Here is a 16,847-nt window from a genome sequence, read left to right as displayed (position 1 = left end):
GGCGAAGTATACCCGAGCGTCCTGGCTGGCGGATCGCTATAATCGGCGGCTTTTGTTCATGAGTGCGGGGTAAGGGATGCGCGACCGACTGTTGGCTGCTGAGAAAGTGAAGGCCATCGATTGGCGTGATGGCGCGCTGCACCTGCTCGATCAGCGCGCTTTGCCGTCCAGGGAAAGCTGGGTGGCCTGCTCCACGGTCGAAGAGGTGGCTGCGGCCATTCGCTCGATGGTGGTGCGGGGTGCGCCGGCCATCGGTATCAGCGCCGCCTATGGTTTGGTACTCGCCGCCCGTGAGCGGATCGCCGAGGGTGGTGACTGGCAGGCTGCGTGGGAAGAGGACTACGCCTTATTGGCCACCGCATCGAACCTGTTCTGGGCCCTGAAGCGCATGCGCGACCGGCTGGATCGCGTGAAAAAGCACGCTGATCCGATGGCGGTTCTGGAGGCCGAAGCCATCGCCATCCATGAAAGTGACCGAGAAGCCAATTTGACCATGGCCCAATTGGGCGTCGAGTTGATCCGCAAGCACCAGGGCAATGCCCAGGCGATCCTCACCCATGGTAACGCTGGCGCCCTTGCCACTGGCGGCTTTGGCACGGCTCTGGGGGTGATTCGTGCAGCGTTCCTGGAGGGGATGGTCGAGCAGGTCTACGTCAACGAAACCCGCCCATGGTTGCAGGGCTCGCGGCTGACGGCCTGGGAACTGGCGGGTGACGGTATCCCGGTGACGGTGAATGCTGACTCGGCCGGTGCGCATATCCTCAAGACCAAAGGCGTGACCTGGGTGATCGTCGGCGCCGACTGTATCGCTGCCAACGGTGATGTGATCAGCAAGATCGGCACTTATCAATTGGCCGTGTGTGCCATGCACCATGGCGTGCGCTTTATGGTGGTGGCGCCGAGTTCAACACTCGATCTGATGATGGCCGCTGGCGATGACGTTGAGTTGGAAGAGCGTGATGCCGGTGAGTTGCTGGAAGTTGCCGGCCAGCGCTTTGCTGCTGATGTGAGTGCCTTCAATCCGGTGTTTGACGTGACCCCGGCCGACCTGATCGACGTGATCGTGACCGAAAAAGGCATTGTCGAACGACCGGACACCGCCAAGCTGGCCAAACTGATGTGTCGTAAGCGCCTGCATTAAGTCTATTTGTCCCCGAAATTGGGCTTGGATCCAGCTCTGAGCCCCTCTCGTCGTCCTCAAGCCTGTCATCCGTCAACTTACTATGCTCCATGCGCATCAGGGGGATAGGTGCGTGGCGGCGATTGTGATAACATCCGGCGGTTTCCAGGGCCACCCCGAGGGGTGGCCTATAACGTGCAGATCCGTGTCATAACTCGTTGATTTGTCGTAAGTCGTTGTCAGGCACTCTGCCGGCAGCGGCGAGCTTCGTTCGTCCCATATGGATGTGACGAGGTTTCACCCGAAAAAGGAATCAGGCTTCTCATGGGCGAACTGGCCAAAGAAATCCTCCCGGTCAATATCGAAGACGAGCTGAAACAGTCCTACCTCGACTACGCGATGAGCGTAATTGTCGGTCGAGCATTGCCTGACGCGCGCGATGGCTTGAAGCCCGTGCATCGGCGTGTGCTGTTCGCGATGAGCGAGCTGGGTAACGACTGGAACAAGCCGTACAAGAAATCTGCCCGTGTTGTCGGTGACGTGATCGGTAAGTATCACCCTCACGGCGACACTGCGGTGTACGACACCATCGTTCGGATGGCTCAGCCGTTTTCCCTGCGCTACCTGCTGGTAGACGGCCAGGGCAACTTCGGTTCGGTCGACGGCGACAACGCCGCGGCCATGCGATACACCGAAGTGCGCATGACCAAGCTGGCGCACGAGCTGCTGGCTGACCTGCATAAAGAAACCGTGGACTGGGTGCCGAACTACGACGGCACCGAAATGATCCCGGCGGTCATGCCGACCCGTATTCCCAACCTGCTGGTCAACGGCTCCAGCGGCATCGCCGTGGGCATGGCCACCAACATCCCGCCACACAACCTTGGTGAAGTCATCGACGGTTGCCTGGCCCTCATCGACAACCCTGAGCTGACCGTCGATGAGCTGATGCAATACATCCCTGGTCCGGACTTCCCGACCGCCGCGATCATCAACGGTCGCGCCGGTATCATCGAAGCCTACCGCACCGGTCGTGGCCGTATTTACATGCGCGCCCGCTCGATGATCGAAGACATCGACAAGGTCGGTGGCCGCCAGCAGATCGTCATCACCGAACTCCCTTACCAGTTGAACAAGGCGCGTCTGATCGAGAAGATCGCCGAGCTGGTTAAAGAGAAGAAGCTGGAAGGCATCACCGAGCTGCGCGACGAGTCCGACAAAGACGGTATGCGCGTGGTGATCGAGCTGCGTCGTGGCGAAGTGCCTGAGGTGATCCTCAACAACCTCTATGCCCAGACCCAACTGCAAAGCGTGTTTGGTATCAACGTTGTTGCACTGATCGACGGTCGTCCGCGCATCCTGAACCTCAAGGATCTGCTGGAAGCTTTCGTACGTCACCGTCGCGAAGTGGTCACCCGCCGTACCGTGTTCGAGCTGCGTAAGGCTCGCGAGCGTGGCCACATCCTGGAAGGTCAGGCAGTTGCGCTGTCGAACATCGACCCGGTCATCGCTCTGATCAAGGCTTCGCCGACCCCGTCGGAAGCGAAAGAAGCACTGATCAAGATGCCGTGGGAATCCAGTGCCGTAGTGGCAATGGTTGAGCGCGCTGGTGCCGACTCCTGCCGCCCTGAGACCCTGGACCCGCAATATGGTCTGCGCGAAGGCAAATACTTCCTGTCGCCGGAACAGGCCCAGGCCATCCTGGAACTGCGCCTGCACCGCCTGACCGGTCTGGAGCACGAGAAGCTGCTGGCCGAGTACCAGGAGATCCTCAACCAGATCGGCGAGTTGATCCGCATCCTCAACAGTGCTGTGCGCCTGATGGAAGTGATCCGCGAAGAACTGGAAGTGATCCGCGCCGAATACGGCGACGTGCGCCGCACCGAGATTCTCGATGCCCGTCTCGACCTGACCCTGGGTGACATGATCCCGGAAGAAGAGCGCGTTGTGACCATCTCCCACGGTGGCTATGCCAAGACCCAGCCATTGGCTGCGTACCAAGCCCAGCGTCGTGGCGGTAAAGGTAAATCGGCTACTGGCGTGAAGGATGAGGACTACATCGCTCACCTGCTGGTCGCCAACAGCCATACCACGCTGCTGCTGTTCTCCAGCAAGGGCAAGGTGTATTGGCTGAAAACCTACGAAATCCCGGAAGCCTCCCGCGCCGCCCGTGGTCGTCCGTTGGTCAACCTGCTGCCGCTGGACAGTGATGAATACATCACCACCATGCTGCCGGTTGAGGAATACACCGAAGGTCACTACATCTTCATGGCCACCGCCAAAGGCACCGTGAAGAAGACCCCTCTGGAATCCTTCAGCCGTCAACGCAGCGTGGGCCTGATCGCCCTGGAGCTGGACGAAGGTGACGTGCTGATCTCCGCAGCCATCACCGATGGCGAGCGTGAAGTCATGCTGTTCTCCGACGGCGGCAAGGTGACGCGCTTCAAGGAATCCGACGTACGTGCCATGGGCCGTACCGCCCGCGGTGTGCGCGGCATGCGTCTGCCTGAAGGGCAGAAGCTGATTTCGATGCTGATTCCGGAAGAAGGTAGCGAGATCCTCACCGCTTCGGCCCGCGGCTACGGTAAGCGTACGGCGATCAGCGAGTTCCCTGAGTACAAGCGTGGCGGCCAGGGCGTTATCGCCATGGTCAGCAACGATCGCAACGGCCGTCTGGTCGGTGCGGTCCAGGTGCTGGATGGCGAGGAAATCATGCTGATTTCCGACCAGGGCACCCTGGTGCGTACTCGGGTTGATGAAGTGTCGAGCCTGGGTCGTAACACTCAGGGTGTGACCTTGATCAAGCTGGCCAACGACGAAACGTTGGTAGGCCTGGAGCGTGTTCAGGAGCCATCGGAAGTCGAAGGCGAGGAGCTGGAAGGCGAAGAGGGGATTGCACTCGAGGGGCAGGTGATCGGTGATGCCGATGACGGCGTCGACGAGCAACCACTCGACGCTGCCGCAGACGAAGAAGAACCGCAGGAATAAGCGGACACACAGGGGGCGGATGAAGATTCGCCCCCTTGTTGTTTGTCCCGTTTGAAATATTGAAACTACCGATTTATTGCACCACCCCACCAGATCAGAGTGAGATTGGATGTGAGCAAGAGAGCCTATAACTTCTGTGCCGGTCCCGCGGCGCTTCCTGAAGCAGTCCTGCAGCGTGCGCAGGGTGAACTCCTCGACTGGCATGGAAAAGGCCTCTCCGTGATGGAAATGAGCCATCGCAGCGATGAGTTCGTGTCCATCGCCACCAAGGCCGAGCAGGATCTGCGCGACTTGCTGGACATCCCATCCGATTACAAAGTGCTGTTCCTGCAAGGTGGTGCGAGCCAGCAGTTCGCTCAGTTGCCGCTGAACCTGCTGCCGGAAGATGGCACTGCCGACTATATCGACACCGGTATCTGGGGCCAGAAGGCCATTGAAGAAGCCTCCCGTTACGGTCATGTCAATGTGGCGGGTACTGCCAAGCCTTACGACTACTTCGCCATTCCGGGTCAGAACGAGTGGAAGCTGTCGAAGAATGCTGCCTATGTTCACTACGTAGCGAACGAAACCATCGGCGGCCTGGAGTTTGACTGGGTGCCGGAAGTGGGTGATGTTCCGCTGGTGTGCGACATGTCCTCGGACATCCTCTCGCGCCCGATCGATGTGTCCAAGTACGGCATGATCTATGCTGGCGCACAGAAAAACATTGGTCCGAGCGGCATTCTGGTCAATATCATCCGTGAAGACCTGCTGGGTCGCGCCCGTTCGCTGTGCCCGACCATGCTCAACTACAAGGTCGCGGCCGACAACGGCTCGATGTACAACACCCCGCCGGCGTTTGCCTGGTACTTGTCGGGCCTGGTGTTTGAGTGGCTGAAAGAGCAGGGTGGCGTGGCTGCCATGGGCAAGCTGAACGAAGAGAAGAAGCGCACCCTGTACGACTTCATCGACGCCAGCGGCCTGTACAGCAACCCGATCAACCTGACCGACCGCTCGTGGATGAACGTGCCGTTCCGCCTGGCGGATGACCGCCTGGACAAGCCGTTCCTGGCGGGTGCCGACGCGCGTGGCCTGCTGAACCTCAAAGGTCACCGCTCGGTCGGTGGCATGCGCGCCTCCATCTACAACGCCGTCGACATCAACGCCATCAACGCGCTGGTTGCCTACATGGCAGAGTTCGAAAAGGAACATGGCTAATGTCTGAACAAGAACTCAAGGCCCTGCGTGTGCGCATTGACAGCCTGGACGAGAAAGTCCTTGAGCTGATCAGTGAGCGTGCGCGGTGCGCCCAGGAAGTGGCGCGGGTGAAGATGGCGTCCTTGGCTGAAGGCGAAGTGCCGGTTTTTTACCGGCCTGAGCGTGAGGCCCAAGTGCTCAAGCGTGTAATGGAGCGCAACAAGGGCCCATTGGGCAACGAAGAGATGGCGCGGTTGTTCCGTGAAATCATGTCTTCGTGTCTGGCGCTCGAGCAGCCGCTGAAAGTGGCCTACCTTGGTCCTGAGGGCACCTTCACCCAGGCTGCGGCCATGAAGCACTTCGGCCATGCGGTGATCAGCAAGCCAATGGCGGCGATCGACGAAGTGTTCCGCGAAGTGGCGGCCGGTGCAGTGAATTTTGGTGTGGTGCCGGTGGAAAACTCCACCGAAGGCGCGGTCAACCACACGCTGGACAGCTTCCTTGAGCACGACATGGTGATTTGCGGCGAAGTCGAGCTGCGTATCCACCACCACCTGCTGGTGGGTGAGAACACCAAGACCGACAGCATCAGCCGTATCTACTCCCACGCGCAGTCGCTGGCCCAGTGCCGCAAGTGGCTGGACGCGCATTACCCGAATGTCGAGCGTGTGGCGGTGTCCAGCAACGCCGAGGCGGCCAAGCGGGTCAAGGGTGAGTGGAATTCGGCGGCGATCGCCGGTGATATGGCCGCAGGTCTGTATGGCTTGACGCGCCTGGCTGAAAAAATCGAGGACCGCCCGGATAACTCCACGCGCTTTTTGATGATCGGCAGCCAGGAAGTGCCACCAACCGGCGACGACAAAACGTCGATCATCGTCTCCATGAGCAACAAGCCCGGCGCGCTGCATGAGCTGCTGGTGCCGTTCCACGATAACGGGATTGACCTGACGCGAATCGAGACTCGCCCTTCGCGCAGCGGTAAATGGACTTATGTGTTCTTTATCGACTTCGTCGGCCATCACCGCGACCCGCTGGTCAAAGGTGTGCTGGAGAAAATCAGTCAGGAGGCCGTGGCACTCAAGGTGCTGGGCTCTTACCCGAAAGCGGTTTTGTGAGGCTTTAACATGAGTGGCAACTTCCTCGCCCTGGCTCAGCCGGGCGTGCAACAACTGTCGCCTTACGTTCCGGGCAAGCCTGTGGACGAGTTGGCGCGTGAGTTGGGTCTGGATCCGGCAAAGATCGTCAAGCTGGCCAGTAACGAAAACCCGTTGGGCCCGAGCCCCAAGGTGTTGGCTGCGATTCGTGAAGAGTTGGCTGAGCTGACTCGTTATCCAGACGGTAATGGGTTTGCCCTCAAGTCGCTGCTGGCGCAGAAGTGCCGTGTTGAGCTGAACCAGGTGACCCTGGGTAACGGTTCCAACGACATTCTTGAGCTGGTCGGCCGTGCTTACTTGGCGCCGGGTTTGAATGCGGTGTTCAGTGCGCACGCGTTTGCTGTCTATCCGATTGTCACTCAGGCTGTCGGAGCCGACGCGCGCGTTATTCCTGCAAAAGAGTGGGGGCACGACCTGCCCGCGATGTTGGCGGCAATCGACGCGCAAACTCGCGTGGTGTTTATCGCCAACCCGAATAACCCGACCGGTACCTGGTTCGATGCGCAAGCGTTGGACGACTTCCTGCAAGGCGTGCCGGAGCACGTGCTGGTGGTGCTGGACGAGGCCTACATCGAGTACGCCGAGGGCAGCGATTTGCCGGACGGTCTGGACTTCCTGGCCGCCTACCCGAACTTGCTGGTGTCACGTACGTTCTCCAAGGCTTATGGCTTGGCGTCGCTGCGGGTCGGCTACGCCTTGTCCACCGCGGTGGTTGCCGATGTGCTGAACCGCGTGCGCCAACCGTTCAACGTCAATAGCCTCGCCTTGGCGGCGGCGTGTGCGGCGGTGAAAGATGCCGAGTACCTGGAAGAAGGCCGTCGCATCAACGAAAGCGGCATGCTGCAACTGCAGGAAGGCTTCCGTGAGCTGGGTTTGGGCTGGATTCCGTCCAAAGGTAACTTCATCTGCGTTGACCTCGATCAGGTAGCGGCTCCCGCTTTCCAAGGCCTGTTGCGCGAAGGTGTGATCGTGCGCCCGGTCGCGAACTACGGCATGCCGAACCACTTGCGTATCACCATCGGTTTGCCGGCTGAAAACAGCCGCTTCCTGGAGGCGCTGGCCAAGGTTTTGGCCCGTGGTTGATGTCACTGCATTGCAACCTGTTGTGCCTATGATCGGTCGCCTGGTGGTGGTCGGCCTGGGGTTGATCGGCGGCTCCTTCGCCAAAGGCCTGCGTGAAAGCGGGCTGTGCGGCGAAGTGGTCGGTGTGGACCTGGACCCGCAATCGCGCAAGTTGGCGGTGGAGCTGGGCGTAGTGGATCGCTGTGAAGCAGACCTGGCACTCGCATGCCAGGGCGCGGATGTGATTCAGCTCGCCGTGCCGATCCTGGCGATGGAAAAGTTGCTGGCGTTGTTGGCTGGTATGGATCTCGGGCAGGCGATCCTGACGGACGTCGGCAGCGCCAAGGGCAATGTGGTGCGGGCGGCGCAACAGGCGTTTGGCGGCATGCCGGCGCGCTTTGTGCCGGGCCACCCGATTGCCGGCTCCGAGCAGAGCGGGGTGGAAGCGTCCAATGCGCAGTTGTTCCGTCGTCATAAAGTGATTCTGACGCCACTTGAGCAAACCGACCCGGTGGCCTTGGCGGTAGTGGATCGCCTATGGCGCGAGCTGGGCGCGGATGTCGAGCATATGCAGGTCGAGCGTCACGACGAAGTACTGGCGGCTACCAGTCATTTGCCGCATCTGCTGGCCTTTGGCCTGGTGGATTCACTGGCCAAGCGCAACGAAAATCTTGATATTTTCCGTTACGCCGCCGGTGGCTTCCGTGATTTCACTCGGATTGCCGGCAGTGATCCGGTGATGTGGCACGACATCTTCCTTGCCAATCGCGAAGCAGTGTTGCGTACCCTGGACACCTTCCGCAGTGATCTCGACGCCTTGCGTGACGCGGTCGATGCAGGCGATGGCCATCAATTATTAGGCGTGTTTACCCGTGCGCGGGTGGCGCGTGAGCATTTCAGCAAGATCCTGGCTCGCCGGGCTTATATGGAAACTGCAGTGAACGCCGATGAGCAGACTTTCCTCGCCAACCCGGGTGGCCGCTTGAGCGGGCAGATTCGAGTGCCGGGCGACAAGTCGATCTCCCATCGCTCGATCATGCTCGGTTCATTGGCCGAAGGCGTGACCGAGGTTGAAGGTTTCCTCGAGGGCGAAGATGCCTTGGCGACCTTGCAGGCATTTCGTGACATGGGCGTAGTCATCGAAGGGCCGCACCATGGCCGTGTGACGATCCATGGGGTGGGGTTGCAGGGTTTGAAACCGGCGCCGGGGCCGATCTACCTGGGTAACTCCGGTACATCCATGCGCCTGTTGTCCGGGTTGTTGGCGGCACAACGTTTTGACAGTGTGTTGACCGGCGATGCTTCGCTGTCCAAGCGCCCTATGAGCCGCGTGGCCAAGCCGTTGCGGGAAATGGGCGCGGTGATTGAGACCGGGCCGGAGGGGCGTCCGCCGCTGACTATTCGCGGTGGTCAGGCGCTCAAGGGGTTGGCCTATTCGATGCCGATGGCCAGTGCGCAGGTTAAATCCTGCCTGTTGCTGGCCGGCTTGTATGCCCAAGGCAAAACCTCGGTGACCGAGCCGGCGCCGACCCGCGACCATACTGAGCGGATGTTGCGTGGATTTGGCTATCCGGTTGCGGTGGCAGGGTCTACGGCGTCGGTCGAGTCGGGCCATGCATTGACGGCCACACATATAGAAGTGCCAGGGGATATTTCCTCTTCGGCATTCTTCCTGGTGGCGGCTTCGATTGCCGAGGGTTCCGAGCTGTTGCTGGAGCATGTCGGCGTCAACCCGACGCGTACCGGGGTGATCGATATTCTGCGGCTCATGGGCGCGGATATCACCCTGGAAAACCCGCGAGAGGTGGGCGGCGAGCCGGTTGCCGATCTACGTGTGCGTGCCGCTGCCTTGAAAGGTATAGAGATTCCCGAGGCGCTGGTGCCGTTGGCGATTGACGAGTTTCCGGTGTTGTTCGTTGCAGCGGCCTGCGCCGAAGGGCGAACGGTATTGCGTGGTGCCGAAGAGCTGCGGGTCAAGGAGTCCGACCGTATCCAGGTCATGGCTGACGGTCTGCTGGCGCTGGGCGTGAAGTGTGAACCAACCGCTGATGGGATTATCATTGACGGTGGCCCGATCGGCGGTGGTGAAGTGCACGCGCATGGTGATCACAGGGTTGCCATGGCGTTCAGTGTGGCCTCCCTACGGGCGGCGGCGCCGATTCGTATCCGCGATTGCGCCAACGTTGCTACATCTTTTCCGAATTTTCTTACACTGTGTGCCCATGTCGGCATCCGTGTTGCCCAAGAGGCTCAATTGTGAATATCAAAGCACCGGTGATTACCATCGACGGGCCAAGTGGCTCGGGCAAAGGCACAATCGCCGGCATCCTGGCCAAGCGCTTGGGTTGGTGCCTGCTGGATTCCGGCGCGCTGTACCGTCTGCTGGCATTTGCCGCACGCAACCATGGCGTCGACCTGACCAATGAAGAGTCCCTGAAGCTGCTGGCGGCGCACCTTGATGTGCAGTTCGTCGGGGCGACGGAAGGTCATCCCCAGCGCATCATCCTGGAAGGGGATGATGTGACTGATGATTTGCGTAATGAGCAAGTCGGTTCCTGGGCTTCCCAGGTTGCCGCGCTGCCGGCCGTGCGTGACGCGCTGTTGCAGCGTCAGCGGGCTTTTCAGGAGCCGCCGGGCCTGGTGGCCGATGGCCGTGACATGGGAACCGTCGTGTTTCCCGAAGCGCCGTTGAAGATTTTCCTGACCGCCAGCGCCGAGGAGCGGGCTCGCCGTCGCTACTTGCAGTTGAAGGGAAAAGTCGATGGTGTTAGTCTGTCGAGTCTGCTAGATGAGATCCGTGCACGCGATGAGCGTGATACCCAGCGCGCAGTAGCCCCGCTCAAGCCGGCGGCTGATGCCATACAACTGGATTCCACGGAGTTGTCCATCGAGCAGGTGCTGGAACGCATCATGAGCGAGATCGCCATTCGCGATATCGCCGGGTGACCAAGAAGGCTGCAGGGGACCAGTCATAGTCCTGTGGTGCTTCTTTTAATTGAAACTAACCCACACCGTCTGGGGTGTGGAGATGGGCGTATTCTTCGCCCTCATCAACAGGAATTAAAATGAGCGAAAGCTTTGCGGAACTCTTTGAAGAAAGCCTAAAAACCCTGAACCTTCAGGCTGGCTCCATCATCACCGGTGTTATCGTTGATATCGATTACCAAGCTCGCTGGGTAACCGTTCACGCTGGTCTGAAGTCTGAAGCTCTGATCCCGCTGGAACAGTTCTACAACGATGCTGGCGACCTGACTATCAATGTCGGTGACGAAGTTCACGTTGCTCTGGACTCGGTTGAAGACGGTTTCGGTGAAACCAAGCTGTCCCGTGAAAAAGCCAAGCGCGCTGAATGCTGGATTGTTCTCGAAGCAGCCTTCGCAGCTGAAGAAGTGGTTAAGGGCGTTATCAACGGTAAGGTTAAAGGCGGCTTCACTGTCGACGTTAACGGCATCCGTGCGTTCCTGCCAGGTTCTTTGGTCGACGTTCGTCCAGTGCGCGACACCACGCACCTGGAAGGCAAAGAACTCGAATTCAAGGTCATCAAGCTCGACCAGAAGCGCAACAACGTTGTCGTTTCCCGTCGCAGCGTCCTGGAAGCAGAGAACTCCGCCGAGCGTGAAGCTCTGCTGGAATCCCTGCAGGAAGGCCAACAAGTCAAAGGTATCGTCAAAAACCTCACCGATTACGGCGCATTCGTCGATCTGGGTGGCGTCGATGGCCTGCTGCACATTACCGACATGGCTTGGAAGCGTATCAAGCATCCTTCCGAAATCGTCAACGTTGGCGACGAGATCGATGTCAAGGTTCTGAAATACGATCGCGAGCGCAACCGTGTTTCCCTGGGCCTGAAGCAACTGGGTGAAGATCCATGGGTTGCTATCAAGGCTCGTTACCCAGAAAGCACTCGCGTAACCGCGCGTGTTACCAACCTGACCGACTACGGCTGCTTCGCTGAGCTGGAAGAAGGCGTGGAAGGCCTGGTACACGTTTCCGAAATGGACTGGACCAACAAAAACATCCACCCTTCGAAAGTCGTACAAGTCGGCGACGAAGTGGAAGTTATGGTTCTGGACATCGACGAAGAGCGTCGTCGTATCTCCCTCGGCATCAAGCAGTGCAAATCTAACCCATGGGAAGATTTCTCTGGCCAGTTCAACAAGGGCGATAAAATCTCCGGCACCATCAAGTCGATCACCGATTTCGGTATCTTCATTGGTCTGGATGGCGGCATCGACGGTCTGGTTCACCTGTCCGACATCTCCTGGAACGAAGTTGGCGAAGAAGCTGTTCGTCGTTTCAAGAAGGGCGACGAGCTGGACACCGTTATCCTGTCGGTTGACCCAGAGCGCGAGCGTATCTCCCTGGGTATCAAGCAACTGGAAAGCGATCCGTTCTCCGAATACGTTCAGGACAACGATAAAGGCGCAATCGTTAAAGGCATCGTGAAAGAAGTTGACGCTAAAGGCGCCATCATCACTTTGGCCGACGATATCGAAGCGACTCTGAAAGCCTCCGAAATCAGCCGTGACCGCGTTGAAGACGCACGTAACGTTCTGAAAGAAGGCCAGGAAGTAGAAGCCAAGATCATCAGCGTTGACCGCAAGAGCCGCGTAATCCAGCTCTCCATCAAGTCGAAAGACGATGCTGAAGAGAAAGAAGCAATCCAGAGCCTGCGCGATAAGCCAGCTACCTCTGAAATTGCTGCTGGTCCGACCACTCTGGGCGACCTGCTGCGTGCACAAATGGAAAAACAGAACTAAGTTCTGTCAGACCATAAAAAAGGGCGACTTCGGTCGCCCTTTTTTGTGCCTGGAATTTGTTGAATCAACAGGCGGGACGCTGGGTCTATAGCTCAGTGTTAGAACTGGCTATAGTCTTAAGAACGGCGATTCTGTTGTTGCTTCAATAAGGATTTAAATGAACAAGCTTATCGTAGTGTTCGCAGCAGTGATGCTTGTCGGGTGCACTGCCACCAGTGCCAAGACCCATGCCAAGCGTGGTGTCAGCGGCATCGAGATTGATTGCTCGGGGCTCGGCTCCAGTTGGGACAAGTGTGAGGGGCGGGCTGCCCGAGAGTGCAAGGTGCAGGGCTATAAGGTTATCACCCGATCCAGCGACGCCAAGGACGAAGAGGATGGCTACCTGTTTGGCTGGAACCCCGCCGGCGCTGTAACCCGCACCATGTTGGTGATCTGCAATTGAGGCTTCAGGACGCCTGTTGCGGGACCCTATCTATCCTGTAGATAAGTTGTCGAGTGGGCTGTTCAAATTCATCAAGTCATGCTAAAACCTTCGAAGCGCTTTTCCTAGCTGCTTGAAAAAGAAGGGAAAAATATGACGAAGTCGGAGTTGATCGAACGAATTGTCACCCATCAAGGGCTGCTCTCATCGAAGGATGTCGAGTTGGCTATCAAGACCATGCTTGAGCAAATGTCCCAGTGTCTGGCTACCGGGGATCGGATTGAAATTCGAGGGTTTGGTAGCTTTTCCTTGCACTACCGTGCGCCGCGTGTAGGTCGTAACCCGAAAACCGGGCAGTCTGTCAGCCTTGATGGCAAATTCGTGCCGCACTTTAAGCCAGGCAAGGAGTTGCGCGATCGAGTGAACGAAGACGAGGAAGAAGGCGTCTGAGTGGTTTTGGGGTGGGGGTAAGTTATGCGTGGTATTAAGCGCGTTTTGTTGGTGTTGGCCGTTCTCCTTACTGTCTTGGCAGTGTTGGCGTTTGTGTTGGAGAATCAGCAGGGAGTTGCGTTGTCGTTCCTGGGGTGGAGTACCGTGCAATTGCCGGTAGCGGTGTTTGTTACATTGGCATTGATTGCTGGGATGCTGATAGGTCCCCTTCTTGGGGTGCTGGTCAAGCGCAAGGTGCGTCGTAAGCAAGCTACATGACCGTTTGAGCGCTTGCCTTTGGTAGTTATCGTGGCGGGTTGCTGCCCTCGACTCGTCAGCAGTCGCATCCCAGATCAAGCCCGTTTGGGCTCGGGCGAGTTGAGCTATTTAAGCTAAGCGCTGCTGACAAAATCAGTTCACTTGGCTTTATTTAGGGTATTTGCGCAACTCGTAAAGTTTGAACGGAAATTTGAGTAAGAGCATGGGGATGTTGGTATAGATGCCATGTGTGCGGCAAGCGTCCACAATCTCCAGATTCAGTTTCAGACTACTCTTTAGTCCCGCCGTGCTGGCGCCTCCTGATCGCATACGTACCAGCACCTTATTGATGTACGCGTATTTGAGGCGATGAACCAAAAAAAACCTGATAAAAAACTCGTAATCAGCGGAAATTTTGTACTTCAGGGCGTACGATCCAACTTTTTGATAGGCCGATTTTCGAATGAATGTTGCCGGGTGAGGTGGCATCCATCCAAAGCGCAATTTCCACGGAATGAACCGATTGCCTCGATAAAAGCGTGTCACTTTTTGCAAGTCAGGCGCGTTGACAAAAACAACGTCACCGAATATCGCATCACTTTCCGGGCGGCGTTCAAATGCTTTCACCACAGAAGAAATGCTGTTGGAGCTTTCATAGAAGTCGTCGGAGTTCAGAATACCAATGACATCACCTGTAGCCAGGGCTACACCTTTATTCATTGCGTCATAGATTCCCTTGTCCGGCTCGCTGACAAAGTGGCTGATGCGATCACCATAAGATTTGATAATCTCCTGGGTTCCGTCTTTAGACCCACCATCCACCAGAATGTATTCTATGTCGCCGTAGTCTTGTGAGAAAACGGACTCTATCGTGTCTCTAATCGTGCTCGCGCTGTTATAGCAGACGGTAATAATTGATAACTTCAAGATAACCTCTTATGCACGACCGTACAGGTCTTCAAAACGTACGATATCGTCTTCGCCCAGATAGGATCCGGACTGCACTTCAATCAGTTCCAGTGGAATAACCCCGGGATTCTCCAGAGTGTGGACCTGGCCGATGGGGATATACGTGGATTGGTTTTCAGTGACCAGGTAAGTTTTCTCACCGTTGGTGACTCTCGCAGTCCCACTCACAACGATCCAGTGTTCGGCTCGGTGGTGATGCATTTGCAATGACAGTCTTGCGCCAGGATTAACGCTGATACGTTTCACTTGGTAGCGACTGCCATTATCAATCGAGTCATACATGCCCCAAGGCCGGTAGACTTCGCGATGATCCAGTGACTCGCAGCGGCCTTCACTCTTTAGCCGGTCAACGATTTTCTTCACGTTCTGCACTTGGCTTTTATGGGCTACCAAGACCGCATCCTTGGTTTCCACGATTACCAAGTCGTCAACACCTACAGTGCTGACCAGGCGACTGTGAGAGTGTACGAAGGTATTGTTTGTCTGCTCGATCAATACGTCGCCCTGGCACACGTTGCCGTGCATATCCTTGCTACCTACTTCCCACAGTGCCGCCCAGGAACCGATATCGCTCCAGCCTGCATCGAGCGGTACTACCACTGCATCGGCGGTTTGCTCCATCACGGCATAGTCAATCGACTCTGCCGGACAGTCTGCAAAAGCCTCTTTACCAACCCGGGTAAAGTGCATGTCCTGTGTGCCAGCGGCGATGGCGCTGCGGCAAGCGGAGAGAATGTCCGGGCGAAACTTTTCCAACTCTTCCAGGTAGCGGCTTGCGCGAAACATGAACATGCCGCTGTTCCAAAGATAATTCCCGCTGGAGAGGTAGGTGCGAGCTGTTTCTTCATTCGGTTTCTCTACAAAGCGAGCCACCCGGAAGCCACCGGCGTCGACACTCTCACCTTTTTCGATATAGCCATAACCGGTCTCTGGCTGAGTCGCAACAATGCCGAAGGTGACCAGCTTGCCGGCAAGGGCTAGGGGTAACGCTTGCCGAATGCAGTCCTGGAATGCGGTAGCGTCCTGGATCAGGTGATCCGCTGCCAACACCAGCAGCAATGGGTCCTGCTCATCGGCGCAGGCCTGTAAAGCTGCAAGCGCCACAGCTGGTGCGGTATTACGGCCTACTGGTTCCAGAAGGATATTGGCAGTTTCCAGTCCCAGGCGCCGAAGTTGCTCGGCTGCCAGAAATCGATGTTCTTCATTACAGATCAAGCGCGGAACGGCGATATCAAGACCGTCCAGACGCTTGATCGTAGCCTGCAACATGGACAAATCGCTGTCAGCCAGGCAGAGGAACTGCTTGGGGTTGAGCTGACGCGAAAGCGGCCAAAGGCGAGAGCCGGAGCCGCCGGCCATAATTACCGGAATCAACATTTAATCTTCCCTTGCATTCAATTTGTTGGTCGCGCCAGCGATTGGCTGAGCGGCGATGTCCAGCATGTTCGTCGCGACGGTTTCCCAGTCTCTGGGGATCGCTTTCAACTGTTCACTCCAGTCGGGCCAATAGCCGGCTGAGAGTCTCCTGTGCAGTTCGTTTACGGCGTTTTTCAGCGAGTCGGCGTTGTCTACGTGAAAGTATATCGCCCCTTCGCCACACAGCACTCGCGCATAAGGTAGGTCCGGGCAAATGATCGGTAAGCCTGTAAACATCGCCTCCACCAGTGGAAATCCGTAGCTTTCATGTGTCGAGAGGAACAGCAGCGCATCCACTCGATTGTAGGCGTCCAGCATTTGTTGAGAGGAAAAGACGCCCTGGCAACGCAACCATGGGATATCGGGGGCAGGATTGCTGTTCTCGTCTAGGGTGATATCAAGGCTGGCAATGGGCCATTGTGTCACATCGCCATCATCGATAGCGGCCAACAACTTGTGATTCTTGTGAGGGTATCCGGCCGCAGGGTAGATCAAATGCAAAAACTCGCTCGCGGTTTCGGCACGTGCCGTACGCTGAAGTCCGGAGTTTAGCAACCAGGCGGGAACGGGTTGCGGCACAACATGCACGCGCGACTGCAATGAGGGGTATGACTCAATTAGGGCGTCACGCATTAATGTCGTTTGCACGATAAACGCGTGTGCGTATTGAATATTAGAGCGAAACACCCATCTGAGCAGTGCCGACTTCAGGCCTGCAATACGCCAGGAGAACCTTGCCGGACGCAGAAGATGGGGGGTTTGGACGAAAACTGTTTGTCTGGTCTTGCATCGAATAGGCAGGTCCCCCATCACTAGCAGCGGGAGCTCCCCGCTAAAGCGCCCTCCCAGAAAAAGACACTCCACCAAGCGTGACAGGGCGTTGGGTAGGTGGCGTCGATAGCGAGACATTTTTATCGACTTGTCTTCGCTCTGGTACGTCGACAAATCTCCGCTGTCTGGTAAATAGGCTTCGACAATACGCACGCGCTTGCTCTGCTCCAGTGCGGGTAGCAATGACTTGAGCAACTGCACCGCTCCCATTCCGGCAATGTTAGTCAGGTGCAGGCGGACAGAGTTTTGACTCATAGTGATGA

The 16,847-nt window shown here is 57.4% G+C and carries 14 protein-coding genes; 11 read left to right on the top strand and 3 right to left on the bottom strand.

Annotated elements, in window-relative coordinates:
- The first annotated feature begins 76 nt into the window (after window positions 1–76).
- The 11 genes from mtnA to BFL40_RS08590 all read left to right on the top strand — a co-directional run bounded on the left by mtnA (window position 77) and on the right by BFL40_RS08590 (window position 13,389).
- A complete protein-coding gene (gene mtnA / locus BFL40_RS08640; protein ID WP_071483566.1) occupies window positions 77–1,141 on the top strand; it encodes an S-methyl-5-thioribose-1-phosphate isomerase in 1,065 nt (354 codons plus the stop codon).
- A 303-nt stretch (window positions 1,142–1,444) separates the two neighbouring features.
- Complete coding sequence (gene gyrA / locus BFL40_RS08635; protein ID WP_071483565.1) at window positions 1,445–4,108, top strand: DNA gyrase subunit A; 2,664 nt, start codon at window positions 1,445–1,447, stop codon at window positions 4,106–4,108.
- A 111-nt stretch (window positions 4,109–4,219) separates the two neighbouring features.
- A complete protein-coding gene (gene serC / locus BFL40_RS08630; RefSeq protein ID WP_071483564.1) occupies window positions 4,220–5,305 on the top strand; it encodes a 3-phosphoserine/phosphohydroxythreonine transaminase in 1,086 nt (361 codons plus the stop codon).
- Window positions 5,305–6,399, top strand: coding sequence for a prephenate dehydratase (gene pheA / locus BFL40_RS08625; protein WP_003218812.1), 1,095 nt, complete (start codon window positions 5,305–5,307; stop codon window positions 6,397–6,399). Before serC ends, pheA begins: the two co-directional genes overlap by 1 nt.
- A 9-nt stretch (window positions 6,400–6,408) precedes the next feature.
- The gene (hisC, locus tag BFL40_RS08620) at window positions 6,409–7,521 is read left to right on the top strand and encodes a histidinol-phosphate transaminase (RefSeq protein ID WP_071483563.1); all 1,113 of its coding nucleotides are present in this window, start codon (window positions 6,409–6,411) and stop codon (window positions 7,519–7,521) included.
- Window positions 7,522–7,549: 28 nt separating this feature from the next.
- On the top strand, window positions 7,550–9,760 hold the full coding sequence (locus tag BFL40_RS08615; RefSeq protein ID WP_071483790.1) for a bifunctional prephenate dehydrogenase/3-phosphoshikimate 1-carboxyvinyltransferase: 2,211 nt from the start codon (window positions 7,550–7,552) through the stop codon (window positions 9,758–9,760).
- Window positions 9,757–10,446, top strand: a complete 690-nt coding sequence (gene cmk, locus BFL40_RS08610) for a (d)CMP kinase (RefSeq protein WP_012722932.1) — start codon at window positions 9,757–9,759, stop codon at window positions 10,444–10,446. Before BFL40_RS08615 ends, cmk begins: the two co-directional genes overlap by 4 nt.
- Before the next feature lie 119 nt (window positions 10,447–10,565).
- Window positions 10,566–12,260: a 30S ribosomal protein S1 gene (rpsA, locus tag BFL40_RS08605; protein ID WP_071483562.1), complete on the top strand. Its 1,695-nt coding sequence runs from the start codon at window positions 10,566–10,568 to the stop codon at window positions 12,258–12,260.
- 157 nt (window positions 12,261–12,417) lie between these two features.
- Window positions 12,418–12,702: a hypothetical protein gene (locus BFL40_RS08600; protein WP_071483561.1), complete on the top strand. Its 285-nt coding sequence runs from the start codon at window positions 12,418–12,420 to the stop codon at window positions 12,700–12,702.
- A gap of 132 nt (window positions 12,703–12,834) precedes the next feature.
- Entirely contained in the window at window positions 12,835–13,131 is a 297-nt protein-coding gene (gene ihfB / locus BFL40_RS08595; RefSeq protein ID WP_003218804.1) for an integration host factor subunit beta, read from the top strand.
- Between the two features lie 24 nt (window positions 13,132–13,155).
- On the top strand, window positions 13,156–13,389 hold the full coding sequence (locus BFL40_RS08590) for a lipopolysaccharide assembly protein LapA domain-containing protein (protein WP_071483560.1): 234 nt from the start codon (window positions 13,156–13,158) through the stop codon (window positions 13,387–13,389).
- A gap of 147 nt (window positions 13,390–13,536) precedes the next feature.
- Here BFL40_RS08590 and BFL40_RS08585 read toward each other — a convergent pair whose 3' ends face one another.
- Genes BFL40_RS08585 through BFL40_RS08575 form a run of 3 tightly spaced genes read right to left on the bottom strand, consistent with a single transcriptional unit; the run spans window position 13,537 to window position 16,839 of the window.
- Window positions 13,537–14,295 carry a glycosyltransferase family 2 protein gene (locus BFL40_RS08585; protein WP_071483559.1) on the bottom strand — a complete coding sequence of 253 codons (759 nt, stop codon included), beginning with the start codon at window positions 14,293–14,295 and terminating at the stop codon, window positions 13,537–13,539.
- A gap of 9 nt (window positions 14,296–14,304) precedes the next feature.
- Window positions 14,305–15,714 (bottom strand): mannose-1-phosphate guanylyltransferase/mannose-6-phosphate isomerase, encoded by a 1,410-nt coding sequence (locus BFL40_RS08580; RefSeq protein WP_071483558.1) that lies wholly within the window; start codon window positions 15,712–15,714, stop codon window positions 14,305–14,307.
- Window positions 15,715–16,839, bottom strand: a complete 1,125-nt coding sequence (locus BFL40_RS08575; RefSeq protein ID WP_071483557.1) for a glycosyltransferase — start codon at window positions 16,837–16,839, stop codon at window positions 15,715–15,717.
- Between the last annotated feature and the right edge of the window lie 8 nt (window positions 16,840–16,847).

Source organism: Pseudomonas costantinii (assembly GCF_001870435.1).
Taxonomy (GTDB): domain Bacteria; phylum Pseudomonadota; class Gammaproteobacteria; order Pseudomonadales; family Pseudomonadaceae; genus Aquipseudomonas; species Aquipseudomonas costantinii.
The sequence above is the reverse complement of the archived record's forward strand: the minus strand, read 5'-3'. Positions and strand labels throughout refer to the sequence as shown.